Below are 16,646 nucleotides of genomic sequence, written 5' to 3'. Positions count from 1 at the left end.
GGAAAGCAATACATGGGGTAATAACGCTATATTTTTAAGGAGGGTTACACATGATCAAAACAAAGTCATACAAGTTTTGGTTTTGCACGGGCTCTCAGGATCTTTATGGGGATGAAGTCCTGAGACACGTTGCCGATCATTCAAAAGAAATTGTTGAAGAGCTCAACAAATCCGGAATGTTACCGTACGAAGTTGTATGGAAACCGGTTCTTATAACAAACCGGCTCATCAGACAAACTTTCAACGAGGCAAATGCTGACGAAACATGCGCAGGCGTCATCACATGGATGCACACATTTTCACCTGCAAAGTCCTGGATAATCGGACTTCAGGAGTTCAGAAAGCCTCTCCTTCACTTGCACACTCAGTACAATGAAGAAATTCCTTACGATACAATTGATATGGACTTCATGAACGAGAACCAGGCTGCACACGGCGACAGAGAATACGGTCACATCGTCAGCAGAATGCGTATTGAGCGCAAGGTTATCGCAGGATATTGGAAAGACACCGAAGTAAGAAGCAGGATCGCATCCTGGATGAGAACCGCTGTCGGCGTCATGGAATCAAGCCACATCAGAGTTATGAGAGTTGCCGACAACATGAGAAATGTTGCGGTTACAGAAGGTGATAAGGTTGAAGCTCAGATCAAGTTTGGCTGGGAAGTTGATACTTATCCCGTAAATGAAATTGCAGACAGCGTAGCAGCTGTAAATGCTGCCGACGTAAGCGCACTGCTCGATGAATATTATGACAAGTACGAGATCATTCTCGACGGAAGAGATCCCGATGAATTCAAGAAACACGTAGCCGTTCAGGCTCAGATAGAACTTGGTTTTGAGAGATTTCTTGAGGAAAAGAACTATCAGGCAATCGTAACTCACTTCGGAGACCTCGGTTCACTCGGCCAGCTTCCCGGACTTGCAATCCAGAGACTTATGGAAAAAGGCTACGGATTTGGCGCAGAGGGTGACTGGAAAGTTGCCGCAATGGTTCGTCTTATGAAGATAATGACCGCAGGCATGAAAGACGCTAAGGGTACTTCAATGCTTGAGGATTACACATATAACCTTGTAAGAGGAAAAGAAGGAATACTCGAAGCTCACATGCTTGAGATATGCCCTACTATCGCAGACGGCCCTATCAGTATCAGGGTTAAACCTCTTTCAATGGGTGACAGGGAAGATCCCGCAAGACTCGTATTTACTTCAAAGGAAGGAAAGGGTGTTGCCACATCACTTGTTGACCTCGGAAACAGATTCCGTCTTATCATCAACGAAGTTGAATGTAAAAAGACAGAAAAGCCCATGCCTAATCTTCCGGTTGCAACAGCATACTGGACACCGTATCCGGATCTTTACACAGGTGCTGAAGCATGGATTCTTGCAGGCGGCGCACACCACACAGCATTCTCTTATGACCTCACAGTAGACCAGATGGCTGACTGGGCTGAGATCATGGGAATTGAATCTGTAATAATTGATAAGAACACTTCTATACCGGCGTTTAAGAGAGACCTTAAACTCGGTGAAGTATTCTATAGATAACCCCACAAACCTCTTTTTTTCAGGGAAATACCGACCATTACAGTATTTCCTTAACCACTTCGCGGGATGCGCAAAACGCTTCATCAGCGCTTCCCAAAATTGCACGACTTATGCAAAAGGCTGACGCTTAGGTACCCCCATAGCGTCAGCCTTTTGCTTTATTAAATTAATTCTTTGTCCTTATAGTTATGGCTTTCTCGATAACAGATACATCCGTTTCCTTGTAGGATCCGCCATATTCGCCGTCCAAAGTCCATTCTACTTCTTCCGAAGCCTTGAACGTAACATGCTTAACCTGCTTATATGTAAGGTACGGGTTATCGGGCTGCTTCATCGCAAGTGCCGAGATTATTGAATTAAACTCAGCAAGATTCTTGGGCGCGTGTATAAGAATAAGCTCCATCTGTCCGTCATCCTGCTGTATCAGCTCATCTCCAAAGAGCGTCATTCCCGCAACAGATGATGAGTTGCTCACTGCTCCGAAAACGTAGTCACCGCTCTCTTTTACTCCGTCCGCTTCAATTTCCATATGACAGCTGTATCCGATATTCTGCGGAAGTTCTGCAACCGCACTGAGTAAGTATGCCGCATAACCAAGAACATTTTTAAGTTCCTGATCCGTTGCATAACTTACTTTAGAAAAAGCTCCGAACGCCGCAACATAATTAAAATACGTGCCATTCATCTTTCCTACATCATACTTGAACGGCTTTCCGTCTACCGCGGCCTCGATTGCCCTTGCTCTGACTCCCGGTATTCCCAGTCCCTTTGCAAAATCATTGGTACTTCCCGCCGGTATATACGACAAAACAGGCTTATTGCACATACGCATTATTGCATTTACAACATGATTGAGCGTACCGTCTCCGCCGCTGCACAGTATGGCGTCAACACGACCGTCATACTGATAAATGATAGTTTCCGAGGTAATATCATCCTCAGGCAAAATAGGGAATACAACCGGCTCATATCCTGCCTTCGCAAACCTCGTAACTATGTCCAAAGTATAATTTCCTGCTTTTCCAACCCCCGCAGTTTTATTTATCAAAATAAGAACTCTTTTCTCCATATGCGTTACCCCCGTTGTATCTTTATTTCTTTTTGTATGTCCTGTACGTATATGTTATGTCGAAATAAATCTGTTCCTCACTCTCTTCTACAAGTTCCCAGGCAGTGTTTTCATCAAGATTAGGGAAAAAACTGTCTGCCTGATATTCCTTATCGATAAAAGTGACAATCGCTGTATCACACTCATCAATAAATTCATTATACACGCTTGCTCCACCAATGATAAATATATCATCAGAAGGCACATCTTTTAAAAGCTCAGCAAGCTCTTCCTTATTGTGCGCAACAACAGCATCCTTTACTTCATAGTCTTTTCTTGTTGAAAGGATAATGTTATTTCTTCCGGGAAGCACTACCCCTCGAGGAAAAGTCTCAAGAGTCTTACGACCATACACGATAGTCTTTCCCATTGTTAAATTCTTAAAATTCTGCTGATCGGCTCTGATGCTCACCAAAAGGCGTCCCTGATATCCGATTGCCCAATTCTTATCCACTGCTACTATTGCTTTCATATTCTCCTCCAAAATAGAAGGGCTGCAAAATATTGCAGCCCTCATAGTCTATTATTTTATTACTTTACAGTAAGTGAATCCCATGTATCAGCCGGAACAAGTGTGATATATGTCTTACCAGTGTTGATCTGAATCTCTTCACCCTTATCGTCATAGTACTTAGTTACATGTGTCTCTCCGTCCTTAACCCATGTAATGTCCTTGGCAACACCGTTTGTGATATACCATCCGGGCTGTCCTGCTGCGATACAGTTATAAATAAGATAACCGTGATCATCATACTGATGGAAATCACATTTCTGGATAATTACGTTCTTGAAGCTGAGGGGCTCATTGTCCTCTCCGTCCTCATGACGTGAACCGTACTCATAATACTCATATTCCTTAGTCTCATCGTTATACTTAAGTGTTGAAGTATTGTGCCAGAAAGGAAGTGCAATCTCAGTTGCAGGATATGTTCTGTCATAAACCTTTGTAAGGTCTACTTCCTTACCGTAAGGAGCAAAGTTGAAGTGACTTCCTTCGTTCTTATACTCTGTATAAGTTGTTGAATATGCTGAATCACTCTTCTTGCTTGAGAAGTTCTTATCAAGGTCTCCCTCGCAAACATACTCTGTAAATTCTCTGGGCTTTCCGTTCTTTACTCTCTGGAATGTTCCTGAGAAATGCTGTGCCCAAGGATTCTTCAAATACTCATCGATATAGAAAGGGCCACCGTCATGGCAAAGAACCGCATTCCACTCAGCTGCAAGAAGAATGTTTGTGGGACGTGTACTTCTTACACTTCCCATCTGTTTAATCTGACCCCAATCCTTAACGATACACATAAGTCTTGTGATTCTGTCATTCTGTGTGCTGTTCATAAGCTCATAAACAACGTCTGCTTCCGATGTTCCGAAATGAGGAAGCGCTGTCTTCTCATTATCAACCATTACAGCGATTGGACGCTGATCTTTAAGTTCTTCACTGATAGGCTCACCTGTGATCTCACTGAGGTACATTCCTTCAGGAACTTCAAAGTTCTCTGCCTCTTCTGTAGAAGCCTCTGAAGAAGCCTCAGTTGTAACATCCTCAACCGAAACTGAGAGTGATGAATCATCAGCTCCCTTATCTTTTCCACAAGCTACAACGGAAAAAGCCATAGCTGTGCACATTGCAATCGCAATAAATTTTTCCTTTTTTTTCATAGTAAACATCTCCCAATTTTTCTTAACTAATTAAGTCAATGCAATTATTTTACCAAATATCGCCTATTTTTTCCACAAAGAAATTATGATATGCTATTTGAAAGGGGGAAACGCCATGAAACTTACCTTTATCGGCGCTGACCACGAAGTAACGGGCAGTTGCCATTTACTTTCCGCTTGTGGAAAAAATATTCTTATAGATTACGGAATGGAACAGGGCAAAGATTATTTCGAAAATGTTCCGATTCCCGTTTCAGCTCCCGAAATCGATTATGTATTTCTCACCCACGCTCACGTGGATCATTCGGGAAATCTTCCTCTTTTATACGCCAAAGGATTCAGGGGAAAAATATACTCAACCGACGCAACCTGCGATCTGTGCAACATTATGCTCAGAGACTGCGCACATATTCAGATGCAGGAAGCCGAATGGCGTAACAGAAAAGCTAAGCGAAATAAAGAAATAACGCGGATGGAGCCCACCTATTCCATGGAAGATGCAGAAAAGACGATCAAGTCTTTTATCCCATGTAAATACGGAGATGAGATATCTGTCTGCGACGGTATAAAGATACGCTTCACCGACATCGGCCACCTTCTCGGTTCGGCCAGCATTGAAGTATGGATTACGGAAAAAAATATCAGCAAGAAAATTGTCTTTTCCGGCGACATCGGAAACAAAGATCAGCCACTGATAAAGAATCCACAGCTTACAGATTCCGCAGACTATGTTCTGATAGAATCAACCTACGGTGACAGACTGCACGGAACTGAGAAACCCGATTACATAAAAGAACTGTCGGAAATTCTTGACAGAACTTTTGCAAGAGGCGGAAATGTTGTCATCCCCTCTTTTGCCGTCGGAAGAACTCAGGAAATGCTATACTTTATCAGGAAAATAAAAAAGGACGGACTCGTAAGATCCTTCCCGAATTTCCCGGTATTTGTAGACAGTCCGCTCGCCGTTGAAGCAACTGAGATATTCGATGAAAACCGCTACGAATGCTACGATGAAGAGGCTATGGAACTTGTAAAGCGCAAGATAAATCCCATAACTTTTCCGGGACTTAATCTTGCCATCACAACAGAAGAATCACGAGCCATCAACGAGGATCCTGAGCCAAAGGTTATCATCTCTGCATCAGGCATGTGCGAGGCAGGCCGTGTAAGGCACCACTTAAAGCACAACCTCTGGCGTGAAGAATGCACGATTTTGTTTGTCGGCTACCAATCGATCGGCACAACGGGAAGAACTATCATTGACGGCGCCGAACAGATAAAACTCTTTGGCGAAACTGTTGATGTCAAGGCAGATATCTGCAAGCTTGAAGGACTTTCGGGACATGCCGATAAAAACGGACTTATTGAATGGATAAACGGATTTAGCAAAAAGCGTCCCAAAAAAGTATTTGTCGTACACGGTGAAGACAGCGTATGCAACTCTTTTGCCAAACTCCTACGAGACGAGTACGGATTCGATACATATGCACCTTACAGCGGAACCGAGTTTGACCTTGTGTCCGGAACATTCATAAAAGAAGCTGTTCCCATTCCCAAGAAGACCAAGGAAGCCACTCTCGTATCCGATGTCTATGCAAGACTCAAAGCAGCCGGTGCAAGACTTGTCGGCATAATCGCAAAGAGCGAAGGCATGACAAACAAAGATAAAGCAAAATTTGCAGATCAGATAATCGCATTATGCGACAAATGGGGAAAATAACGTTATATAAATTTAGGAGGAACGGTATGTCAAAAGCCGATGAAATTTTTATTTCCATGTGCAACGATATCATGGAAAACGGAACATCAACAGAAGGTGAGAAGGTTCGCCCCCACTGGCCGGACGGAACTTCCGCTTATACCATAAAGAAATTCGGTGTCGTGAACAGATACGATCTTTCCAAAGAGTTTCCTATCATGACTCTCAGAAAGACCGCACTTAAAAGCGCAACCGACGAGATACTTTGGATCTACCAGAAAAAGAGCAACAACATAAACGATCTTCACAGCCATATCTGGGATGAATGGGCCGATGAAACAGGCTCAATCGGAAAAGCCTACGGCTACCAGATTGCTCAAAAAAGCATATACAGAGAAGGCGAGTTCGACCAGATCGACAGAGTCATCTATGACCTAAAAAACAATCCATTCAGCAGACGTATCATGACAAACACTTACGTGTTCTCAGATCTTCACGAAATGAACCTGTACCCCTGCGCTTACAGCGTAACTTACAATGTCACCCAGAAAAAGGGCGAAGACAGACTTACGCTCAACGCTGTACTCAATCAGCGCTCACAAGACGTGCTTGCCGCAAACAACTGGAATGTTGTTCAGTATGCAGTTCTTGTTCATATGTTGGCTCAAGTCTGTGATATGAACGTCGGCGAACTTGTACACGTTATCGCAGATGCGCACATCTACGACAGACACATTCCTCTTGTAAAAGAGCTTATTAAGAGAACTCCTCTTCCCGCTCCTAAATTCACATTAAATCCGGACATAAAAGATTTCTACGAATTTACAAGAAATGACGTGTCACTTGAAAACTACGAGGTTGCCGGAGAGCAGCTCAAAGACATTCCTATTGCAATCTGACGAGGCTGACTTAAACTAATGGACAATTTTGCAAGTTTCCGCAAATTATCAGGAAACACACTAAAAATAATAGCTTGCGTGACAATGCTTATAGACCACATAGGTGCAGCTATAATTGCTCCACTGGTAGAAGATGACATTTTACCCGTGGGGATGTCTTTTGACACCCTTAACACGATATATAAGGCGATGAGATTTATAGGAAGGACTTCTTTCCCTCTCTTTATCTTTCTCATCGCAGAAGGATTCCTACATACTTCAAGCAGACTAAAATACGCAATTAGTCTGCTTGTTTTTGCATTAATATCAGAGCTTCCTTACGACTATGCCTTTTACAGCGGACTACATCTTGAAAACAATAACGTATGCATAACTCTTTTTATTGCGCTTATCACGTTATGGAGTGTAGATGCCGTAAGTAATTATTTTCAAAAAAAGAATCTGAATGCCACTTATGCAATGGTCGCAGGCATCATCATTATCCTGCTCACATCCGGCGCTGCCGCTTTCATGCAGAGTGACTACAAATGCTATGGGGTCTTTCTTGCAGTGATATTCTGCTTCTTTAAGCCTCTTTTCCCTTTAAATGTACTTGCCGCATATTTTGTTATTGCTTCATACAACACAGAATGGCAAAGCTTTCCCGCCTTTCTCCTCATATGTCTGTATAATCAAAAACAAGGTAAAAAGCTTGGCAGATATAAATATCTGTTCTACGCTTTCTACCCTGTTCATCTCATCATTTTATACGTGATAAGGCTCCTTATCGCCGGTGCACTTTCAAACTGATTCAATTACCTGCAATGCCAGCCATAGCTTCCTGTGCTGCAGCAATATTCGTTGTAGACAGAGTATATGTCTGCAACATATCCGTTGAAAATCTGACAGTATTATACTTATCTACGGTAACAACCGCATATTCCGTATAACCCGAATCCTTATCTCCGGTAAGTATATAGACCTCATCGCCCTTTAATACATCCATCTCAACTTCAACGGTAGCCTTGTTTGGCAATAGATCATTCTGATTAAATGATATCTCATATGTTCCCGGATAAAATGAATCCGTATCTTTTGTTATCGTTCCGCTGTATGGGAGCATCTCATCATTATCGTCTTTAACCGTTACCCTCTGAGTAAACCTGCTGTTTGTAGACAAATCTGCAACTATTTCTTCGTCGCTATTGGAAGCATCATCCTTTTTTTCATCGACGCCCAAATACTTAAGAAGTGTTTCTTCTGCGGCATAGTATGCATCTTCGTTATCAGCTGCCTGCTGATTCGAACCGTGTCTGTTATAAACATGCAGACATACGGCTGACAAAACAGCTACAAATACCACAGCAAGAACAATAACCACCCATCTTGCTCTTTTCATCTTCACCTCAAAACAAACTTTATACTTTTTTAACCTTTATTTCACAGAATAAACTAAAGTTTATCACAATTTGGACACAGATTCCAATAGATTTTTTCAAAAATATTGCAAATTTTATTCAATTTCTCTACAAATGCCTTATCTACGCCATGTTTTAGGTTTCATGATAATAAATATCGGCAAAAGTTCGAGTCTTCCCGCCAACATATCAAACATAAGAACCAATTTGGACAAAGCAGAGAACTCTGAATAATTGCCCATGGGACCTACCATTCCAAGTCCGGGTCCTATATTGTTAAGAGTAGCCGCAACTGAGGTTACTGTGGTCTGAAAATCAAAATTATCAAGTGCAACGATTATTGTTGAAACAATAAATGTCATAACATACAGGCCAAGATACGCAGAAACAGACTTGACCGTGGTACCTTCAACCGTATGTCCGTCCATATATACTCTCTTGATAGCTTTGGGATGAACAATAAAGTTAAGTTCATTCCTAAAGTTCCTTACTACGATAATGGCTCTCGAGAATTTGAAACCACCGCCCGTCGAACCGGCACACGCTCCGACAAGCGACAAGATACACAGGATCATCTTGGAAAACATCGGCCACTTGTCAAAGTCAAGTGTTCCGAAACCTGTCGTAGTCATAACGGAAACAACCGCAAAGAGCGAATGGTGGAACGAAAGTCCTGCGTTATTAAGAACTCCCGCTCTGTAAATATTCACAGCAATAAGTGCCGCCGCTATAAACATTGTTCCGAAGTAGAATTTTACTTCGTCTATTGCAAAAGCCTCTTTTGGCTTCCTGTTTAAAAGGAAATAGTAAACGGTAAAGTTTACTCCGCAAAGTGCCATGAATACAATGATTATGGCCTGGCTTAATACGGAATATCCGCCCACACCGGCGTTATTAACAGCAAATCCGCCTGTACCAACGGTTGAAAAAGATATTGTTATCGCATCGTAAAGCGGCATTCCCGAAAGGAACAGGCATATGATCTCAACAACCGTGATTCCGAAATATATAAGATAAAGAATTTTAGCAGTATCTTTTACCTTGGGAACAATCTTACCTACAACAGGCCCCGGGCTTTCCGCACGCATAAGGTGCATACTGTAGCCGTCCGCCATCGGAACGATTGCAAGAAGGAATACCAAAACTCCCATTCCACCGATCCAGTGAGTAAATGTCCTCCAAAACTGTACACTGTATTCGATACCGTCAAGACTCGTGAGAATACTTCCTCCGGTTGTCGTAAGACCTGATATTGTCTCAAACACAGCATCAATGTAATTGGGAATAGCTCCGGTAATAACAAAAGGAACCGCGCCCAAAAGACTCATAAGTATCCATGCCACGGCCGTAATGGAAAAGCCTTCTTTTGCATAGATAACCTTGTTTGAAGGTTTTTTACGAGAGCCAATGACTCCGACAATCATGGCAACTGCCGCGAGCGCCAGGAAAGACACTGCGCTGTCGTATTCCTTATAGATTATTGCCACCACGAACGGCAACATAAACAGACATCCCATGACTCTCATAAGTCTGAAGAGAATGTATCTGATCATTGAATAATTCATTTTTTAGTTCTCCAAAATATCATTTATGTCTTTTAATCCTGTTTGTGTCGTAACAACGATAACAGAATCTCTGTCCTTTATCACACTTGCACCTGTCGGAGATATGATCTCTCCGTAGTGATTAATGCAGGCAATAAGAATACCTTTCTTAAGATTAAGCTGTGCAAGAGGAACTCCTATTACAGGGCTTCCGTTTCTGACAATAAACTCAAGTGCTTCTACACGCTCATCGTTGAGCTTGTAAAGTGTCTCGATATTACTGTCTTGGGAAGCAGACATTCCTCTTACGAACTGAACAATCCTGTCCGCCGTAATATTCTTGGGATAAATGACACTTCCTATATCAAGTGAACCGATTATATCGCCATAATTTACCCTATGAACCTTGGTAATGATCTTTGCCTTGGGATTTATGCTCTTAACATACATTGAGAGCATAATATTCTCCTCATCAAGATTTGTAAGAGCTACAAAAGAACCGACAGAAGTAATACCCTCTTCAAGAAGCATATCTTTGTCTGTTCCGTCTCCGTTTATTATAAGTGCCTGAGGAAGAAGCTCTGAAAGCTCCTTGCATCTTACAGGGTCTTTTTCAAAGAGCGTAACTTTGATTCCGATAGACATGAGCTCTTTTGCCAGATAAAAACCTGTCTCTCCTCCGCCTACGATTATCGTCGAAGGAACCTTTGCTGTCGGAAGTCCGAGTTTTCTAAAGAAAGCAAGTGTATTTCTGCCGGAACCGAAAATTGTTATCTCATCCCCTGCCCTTAATATAAAGTTACCATCAGGAATGAATACTTCATTGTCACGTGATACCACGGAGATAATGACCTGTTTCTTAAGGTCGTCTGGGATATCTTTCAAAGCCTTATCGCAAATTCTTAGATTCTTGGTAACGATAAACTTTACGAGCTCCGCTCTTCCCCTTGAAAAAGTTTCAACCTTCGTTGCAGACGGGAACTTAAGAAGTCTGTCCGCTTCTCCCGCCGCCGCTTCCTCGGGATTGATTACCATTGAAAGACCAAGTTCTTCTTTGATGAAATTGATCTCTTTTTTATAGATCGGATTACGAACTCTGGCTATTGTATGGCAATTACCTGCTTTCTTTGCTATAAGACAGCAAAGAAGATTAAGTTCATCCGACTCCGTAACAGCAATCATAAGATCCGCCGACTCAATACCTGCGTCCTTCATTATGGAATAGCTGGCACCATTACCCACTATTCCCATGACATCATAACTGTTAACCACATACTGAAGAACATTGCTGTTCTCCTCTATGACCGTTATATCATGTCCCTCCTTGCTAAGTTGTTGAGTAAGCGTCTGGCCGACATTTCCACAGCCAACTACTATGATCTGCATATAATTCCTCCATATAAAAGACTAAAAGGTTGCTCCAACAAAAAAAACCTGAGCAACCTCTATTATTATATTGTTTAATCAGATAATAATCAACCTGCGCAAAAAGCGCTAAAACATGGTTTTCTTGAACATAAAGGTCCTGAAAGTCGCTGTTTTATCGTTTTTTTTATAATAATTTCCCCTTAAGTTCATTGTATATATAGCATTCTGACAGTACAATTATGATGTCGGTGAAGTTTTTTTTACACCGACTTTTGTATATAATTTCATAATAAGGAGACCGAAAATGAGAAATATTTTCTCCCAATTTTTCCAAGGACGTTACGGTTCCTACGGAATGGACAAACTCACAAGGTTTCTTTTGATATTGTCAGTAATAGCTTTGATCGTCTCGCTTTGTTCACCATTTGGTTTCTTATACTATGTTGCCTTTGCGTTATTGATCTACTCATATTTCAGGCTTTTATCGAAAAATATCACTAAGAGATACAAAGAAAATGAGAGTTTTATCAAGGCCGAACAAAAGATCCGTTTATTCTTCGGAAAGAAACACAACAAAATTATACAGTACAGACACTATCACATTTATACCTGCCCGCAGTGCAAACAAAAGATACGCATACCAAGGGGCGCCGGAAACATTATGGTTCGATGTCCCAAATGTATGACAGAATTTAAGAAGAAAGCTTAACATGAAAAAATATCTGGTAGTTTACGCCAGTGAAACAGGAAACACCCTTATGCTGGCAAAAGAAATTTATAATGCCATAGCTTGTCCAAAAGATGATAAAGCGCTTGTGGACATAAGATCATGGAACGGGACTCTGGATGCAGAGCTTTATTTTATAGGTTTCTGGATTAACAGAGGTTCATGCAGCCTGGAGATAATTGACCTTATCTCCTCTCTGCATGGCAAAAACGTTGTTTTCTTCGGCACATGTGGTTTGGGTGACAGCTACGCGTACCATAAAGTTCTTGAGCAAAATGCCAGAGCATGGCTCGCTGCTGACAATAATTTTCTGGGTTCATTCTTTTGTCTTGGAAAAATGCGTCAGGAAATCAGAAACAAATATGAGTCTCTTCGCGGAACATGTGAAGATGTTCAGATAGATATAATGCTTAGTATGCTTGACGATGCATCAAATCATCCCGATAACCGGGATCTTTTGCAGGTAAGACTTTTTACGGATGAAATACTTGTGAAAGCCGAGAATTATACTGCGGCTTATATCTGATTTTTTTTAGAGTATATTAGTGAACTCTTATCGTACTTGCGCTTATCTGAAAGCTTTCTTCGCATTCATCGTCGGCAGCTCTCTGATAGGTTATTGTGAACGTACGATACTTGGATCTGATAATATACACAGTCTGATAAACAGCTTGAGAGCCTTCGGGTTCATAGTGGGCGTCTATCTTGTAACCGGGATAGCCGTCTATTTCTATGCGTTCAAAAGATTCCACTTTAAAACCTACATCTCCTCCATATTGTGCCGCATAACCGGCCGAAACAAGAGTTTCGTACTTATGCTTATCAAGCTTAGCCAAGCTGTCTATAGTCTTTTCGCCGCTTGCCTGCTCAGCTTTTTCCCTGTTTGTAAGCATAAAATCGTTGCTGTTATTGTGAACAACATAGCTTACGGAAGATGATTCCATAGGTCTGTACTTATTTACATAATAGCCTTTAACTCCGGCCGGAACAAATTCGGGATTAAGGACAAAAGTACAGCCGGTCGCTTCCTTAAGTTCCTCTCCTGCCGCCAGTTCAAGGCATAGAGCGTTAGTAACAAAAATGGCAAATGCCATTGATGCCGCAAGTATTACATTGAATAAAATTTTCTTTTTATTCATAAACATGACGCCCCGTTTCATTAAATGACCTGACCACATTACATGGCCAGGTCTTCAAAATATCTTTTACCAAAAATGTAAACTATCAAGCCTCATAACTGTCAATAAGCTCAAGAGTATGTTCTTCGTTCATCTTCTTGCACATCTCAACGAGCGCATCGAGAGGAACATTCTGAACCTGCTTGTTGGAACCGCGAACATTGATAGATACAGTATTCTCCTGCGCTTCCTTATCACCGACAACGATGATGTACGGGTCTTTGTAGTTCTTGAACTTTTTGATCTTCTCTTTCATGTTGTTGTCTGAGTAATCAGCCTCAACACGAATTCCTGCATTCATAAGAGCAGTTTCAACCTTCTTGGCATACTCATTGTGCTCAACACGGATGGGTACGATACCAACCTGATAAGGGCTGAGCCAGAACGGGAATACTCCCTTGAAGTTCTCAATAATGATACCGATGAATCTCTCAAGTGAACCGTAGATAGCTCTGTGAATAACTACAGGCATCTGCATCGTTCCGTCCTGCGCCTGGTATGTAAGGCCAAAATTATGAGGAAGCTGGAAGTCAAGCTGTACAGTACCGCACTGCCACTCTCTTCCGAGCGCATCCTTGATCTGAAGGTCGATCTTAGGTCCGTAGAACGCACCGTCACCTTCGTTGATCTCATATCCACCCTCGCCGTACTTCTCATCGAGGATTTCCTTAAGAGCAGCTTCTGCTCTGTTCCACACTTCAATATCACCCATGAAGTCTTCAGGTCTTGTTGAGAACTCGGCTCTGTAAGTAACACCGAATGTTGAGTAGATCTCATCAGCGATTGCGATAACATCGGCAATCTCTTCTTTTATCTGTGACTCCATTACGAATGTATGGTCATCATCCTGACGAAACTCCTGAACACGGAAAAGACCGTTCATCTGGCCTGACTTTTCTTTACGATGAAGAACATCATATTCACTGTAACGGATAGGAAGCTCTTTATAAGAGTGATTTGTTCTCTTATATGTCATCATCGCATTAGGGCAGTTCATAGGCTTTGCAGCCATTGTGTCGTCCTGCTCACGGTTATAAACAACAGAACCTGCCTGAATCTTAATATTCTTAGGCTCTTCTGTAGGTTCGTTGATATTCTCAAGAACTCCGGGAATCTCGGCATCTGCCTTGAGCCATCCCGAAACACCGGGAACCATGAACATGTTATTTACGTAATGAGCCCAGTGTCCGCTTATAAGCCAAAGCTTTTTATTATTTACAAGAGGAGCTGCGATTTCTGTATATCCGTGTCTCTCCTGTACTTCTCTTGAATATTTAAGAAGTGCCTGATACATCTTCCAGCCTCTGGGAAGCCAGTAAGGCATACCGGGTGCAGTCTCATCAAACATAAAGAGGTCAAGCTGTGCACCGATCTTCTTGTGATCGCGCTCCATTGCCTCCTGGATCATCTTGATGTGCTTTTTAAGCTCATCCTTGCTTGGGAATGCATAGAGATAGATTCTTGAGAGCTGATCTCTCTTCTCATCACCTCTCCAATACGCGCCTGAAACAGCCTTGATCTGATAAGCTGCGTTCATAAGCTCCTGCGAGTTACCTACGTGAGGTCCGCGGCAAAGATCAACATAATCATCGCCTGTATAGTAAACCGTCAAAATCTCATCTTCAGGAAGGTCCTGAATAAGCTCGGTCTTGAATTTCTGGTCTTTGAACATTTCAAGTGCTTCTGCTCTTGAAACTTCCTTGCGTGTAAAATCTTCTCTTCTCTTGATGATCTCGCGCATCTTATCTTCGATGGTCTTGAAATCATCCTGTGTCACAGCCTTGGGAAGTACAAAATCGTAGTAGCAACCGTCATCAATCTGAGGTCCGATTGCGTACTGTACTTCTTTTCCGTAAAGCTCGATAACAGCCTTAGCGAGAATGTGTGCCAATGAATGGCGGTAAACTTCTAAATATTCTTCTTTTGTCATTTCAGCTCCTTCTGCTATACCTACCGGGTACAGCCATGCTTTTTTTATTGTTAGGCGAAAAGGCCTGCTCTGTGGTCACGGCATAATGTGCAAAATCTTGCACATTATTGCCTTATGACCACAGAGCGGTCCTTTTCGCCATCTACTACTTCTTTATCATTCCCCAAATGGATTGATTATATTTTTGAATGTGTATTATGCGTTCTTGCCACAGCACTTCTTGTATTTCTTTCCGCTTCCGCACGGGCAGGGATCGTTGGGGTAGATCTTGACTTCTTTTCTGATTGTGTGAGAAGCCTTCTCTTCTTTGTAGAGGGCCTTTCTCTTATCCTCATCAAAGATCTCTTCCCATTCAGGAAGGTTGTAGAGCCAGTCTGCGCCGGCATTTACCATATTCTTGTAAAGGAGTTCTTTCTCGAAACCAAGGTTAACCTCAGTATCCTCCTCCATCTCTTCAATAGGGTTCTGCACCTTAAGGCTGTCGTTGATTCCGTCAAGGAAGCCAACCATAGTCATAAGGTCAACTTTGTACTTCTCTGCGAGCTCTTTAACTGTTCCCTTAACAACCTCATCAGGGTTCTTCAAAAGCTGCGCATAGATGTCGCGCTCTTTCTGGAAGTACTCTGTCCATAATTTCTGGAGGGTACCCTTATCTGTAGTCTCTGAATAAGCCATATCATGCCATTTTTTCAATAATGCCATATCCGTTACTCCTGTTTTTCATAATAAAATTCGTGATCAGGGCATAGTAATACCACTGACTTTTATACGTAAAATTTATTCTATCGTATTATCAGTAGGGTGTCAAAAATTGAGAATACTTCTTTTCAATCAAAAAACGCCGTCTCAAGCATCAGCTTAACAAAGAAAATCGACAATACCGCGATCATGACAGGTTTGACGATCTTGGAGCTGTTCTTCTCAAAGCAAGTAGCTCCGATATAATTGCCTGCAATGTTGAAAAGGCCTGCTACTGCACCAAGAGGAAGAAGTACCTGTCCATTGATCAGAAACACCACAAGTGCAGCGATATTGGTGGATAAGTTTATCACTTTGGTAAGTCCGTTGGCTGTTGTAAGCTTCATTCCCGCAAAGTAGGTCAAAAGAAGTATCAAAAACACACCGGTTCCGGGGCCGTAGAAGCCGTCGTATGCACCGATGGAAAAAGCCACAAAAGCACTTATAAATAAGGCCGCTTTGTCGGAACGGACCGTATTTGTTTCCAGATTTCCTTTGCGTGTAATAACATAGATTCCCGTGAGCGGGATGATTATCATAAGGATTGTCTTAAGAATATTGTCGGGAACAAGAAGTGAGGCCTTTGCTCCAAGCGCAGATCCGGCGAGTGCACAAGGAATGCACACCATTCCTATCTTCCATGGAATAAAACCTTTTCGTGCATATTTTGCCGTAGTTACCGATGTTCCCATGAATGAACTCATTTTGTTGGTAGCTATGCAGTTATGTACGGGAATTCCCGTAATCATATAAGCGGGAAGCGACACTAGTCCGCCGCCTCCCGCTACCGCATCTATAAAGCCCGCAATGAAGATAAGCGGGCATATTATCAAATACTTAGTGAGCATTGCT

General features: G+C 42.1%; 15 protein-coding genes. 5 read left to right on the top strand and 10 right to left on the bottom strand.

What is annotated here, in order from left to right; genetic code table 11:
* The first annotated feature begins 50 nt into the window (after nt 1-50).
* Entirely contained in the window at nt 51-1,547 is a 1,497-nt protein-coding gene (gene araA / locus CD00_RS0115940; protein WP_026656869.1) for an L-arabinose isomerase, read from the top strand.
* A gap of 166 nt (nt 1,548-1,713) precedes the next feature.
* Here the strand turns inward: araA and CD00_RS0115935 are convergent, their stop codons facing one another.
* The 3 genes from CD00_RS0115935 to CD00_RS0115925 are packed head-to-tail and all read right to left on the bottom strand — an operon-like array spanning nt 1,714 to nt 4,314.
* Nucleotides 1,714-2,616 carry a diacylglycerol/lipid kinase family protein gene (locus CD00_RS0115935; RefSeq protein WP_026656868.1) on the bottom strand — a complete coding sequence of 301 codons (903 nt, stop codon included), beginning with the start codon at nt 2,614-2,616 and terminating at the stop codon, nt 1,714-1,716.
* Between the two features lie 22 nt (nt 2,617-2,638).
* Nucleotides 2,639-3,127, bottom strand: coding sequence for a dihydrofolate reductase (locus tag CD00_RS0115930; RefSeq protein ID WP_026656867.1), 489 nt, complete (start codon nt 3,125-3,127; stop codon nt 2,639-2,641).
* A 59-nt stretch (nt 3,128-3,186) separates the two neighbouring features.
* Nucleotides 3,187-4,314, bottom strand: a complete 1,128-nt coding sequence (locus CD00_RS0115925; RefSeq protein WP_242838996.1) for a DUF3048 domain-containing protein — start codon at nt 4,312-4,314, stop codon at nt 3,187-3,189.
* 115 nt (nt 4,315-4,429) lie between these two features.
* Here CD00_RS0115925 and CD00_RS0115920 point away from each other — a divergent pair, with 115 nt between their 5' ends.
* The 3 genes from CD00_RS0115920 to CD00_RS0115910 are packed head-to-tail and all read left to right on the top strand — an operon-like array spanning nt 4,430 to nt 7,701.
* On the top strand, nt 4,430-6,034 hold the full coding sequence (locus tag CD00_RS0115920; RefSeq protein WP_026656865.1) for an MBL fold metallo-hydrolase RNA specificity domain-containing protein: 1,605 nt from the start codon (nt 4,430-4,432) through the stop codon (nt 6,032-6,034).
* 26 nt (nt 6,035-6,060) lie between these two features.
* The gene (thyA, locus tag CD00_RS0115915) at nt 6,061-6,912 is read left to right on the top strand and encodes a thymidylate synthase (protein ID WP_026656864.1); all 852 of its coding nucleotides are present in this window, start codon (nt 6,061-6,063) and stop codon (nt 6,910-6,912) included.
* A gap of 18 nt (nt 6,913-6,930) precedes the next feature.
* Nucleotides 6,931-7,701, top strand: coding sequence for a TraX family protein (locus CD00_RS0115910; RefSeq protein ID WP_026656863.1), 771 nt, complete (start codon nt 6,931-6,933; stop codon nt 7,699-7,701).
* 1 nt (nt 7,702) lies between these two features.
* On the opposite strand, the gene CD00_RS0115905 is transcribed toward CD00_RS0115910, so the two are convergent.
* The 3 genes from CD00_RS0115905 to trkA form a co-directional block, all read right to left on the bottom strand.
* On the bottom strand, nt 7,703-8,290 hold the full coding sequence (locus CD00_RS0115905) for a hypothetical protein (RefSeq protein ID WP_026656861.1): 588 nt from the start codon (nt 8,288-8,290) through the stop codon (nt 7,703-7,705).
* A gap of 138 nt (nt 8,291-8,428) precedes the next feature.
* On the bottom strand, nt 8,429-9,874 hold the full coding sequence (locus CD00_RS0115900) for a TrkH family potassium uptake protein (protein WP_026656860.1): 1,446 nt from the start codon (nt 9,872-9,874) through the stop codon (nt 8,429-8,431).
* Between the two features lie 3 nt (nt 9,875-9,877).
* The gene (gene trkA / locus CD00_RS0115895) at nt 9,878-11,239 is read right to left on the bottom strand and encodes a Trk system potassium transporter TrkA (protein ID WP_026656859.1); all 1,362 of its coding nucleotides are present in this window, start codon (nt 11,237-11,239) and stop codon (nt 9,878-9,880) included.
* A 692-nt stretch (nt 11,240-11,931) separates the two neighbouring features.
* On the opposite strand from trkA, the gene CD00_RS0115885 reads away from it, so the two are divergent.
* A complete protein-coding gene (locus CD00_RS0115885) occupies nt 11,932-12,474 on the top strand; it encodes a flavodoxin family protein (RefSeq protein ID WP_026656857.1) in 543 nt (180 codons plus the stop codon).
* A gap of 16 nt (nt 12,475-12,490) precedes the next feature.
* Here CD00_RS0115885 and CD00_RS0115880 read toward each other — a convergent pair whose 3' ends face one another.
* The 4 genes from CD00_RS0115880 to CD00_RS0115865 all read right to left on the bottom strand — a co-directional run bounded on the left by CD00_RS0115880 (nt 12,491) and on the right by CD00_RS0115865 (nt 16,642).
* Nucleotides 12,491-13,087 (bottom strand): hypothetical protein, encoded by a 597-nt coding sequence (locus CD00_RS0115880; RefSeq protein ID WP_026656856.1) that lies wholly within the window; start codon nt 13,085-13,087, stop codon nt 12,491-12,493.
* A gap of 85 nt (nt 13,088-13,172) precedes the next feature.
* Nucleotides 13,173-15,056 (bottom strand): threonine--tRNA ligase, encoded by a 1,884-nt coding sequence (locus CD00_RS0115875; protein WP_026656854.1) that lies wholly within the window; start codon nt 15,054-15,056, stop codon nt 13,173-13,175.
* Nucleotides 15,057-15,251: 195 nt separating this feature from the next.
* Nucleotides 15,252-15,758 (bottom strand): SEC-C metal-binding domain-containing protein, encoded by a 507-nt coding sequence (locus CD00_RS0115870; RefSeq protein ID WP_026656853.1) that lies wholly within the window; start codon nt 15,756-15,758, stop codon nt 15,252-15,254.
* A gap of 125 nt (nt 15,759-15,883) precedes the next feature.
* Nucleotides 15,884-16,642: a sulfite exporter TauE/SafE family protein gene (locus CD00_RS0115865; RefSeq protein WP_026656852.1), complete on the bottom strand. Its 759-nt coding sequence runs from the start codon at nt 16,640-16,642 to the stop codon at nt 15,884-15,886.
* Between the last annotated feature and the right edge of the window lie 4 nt (nt 16,643-16,646).

Source organism: Butyrivibrio sp. AE3003 (assembly GCF_000686065.1).
In the GTDB taxonomy this organism is placed as follows: domain Bacteria; phylum Bacillota; class Clostridia; order Lachnospirales; family Lachnospiraceae; genus Butyrivibrio; species Butyrivibrio hungatei_A.
The sequence above is the reverse complement of the archived record's forward strand: the minus strand, read 5'-3'. Positions and strand labels throughout refer to the sequence as shown.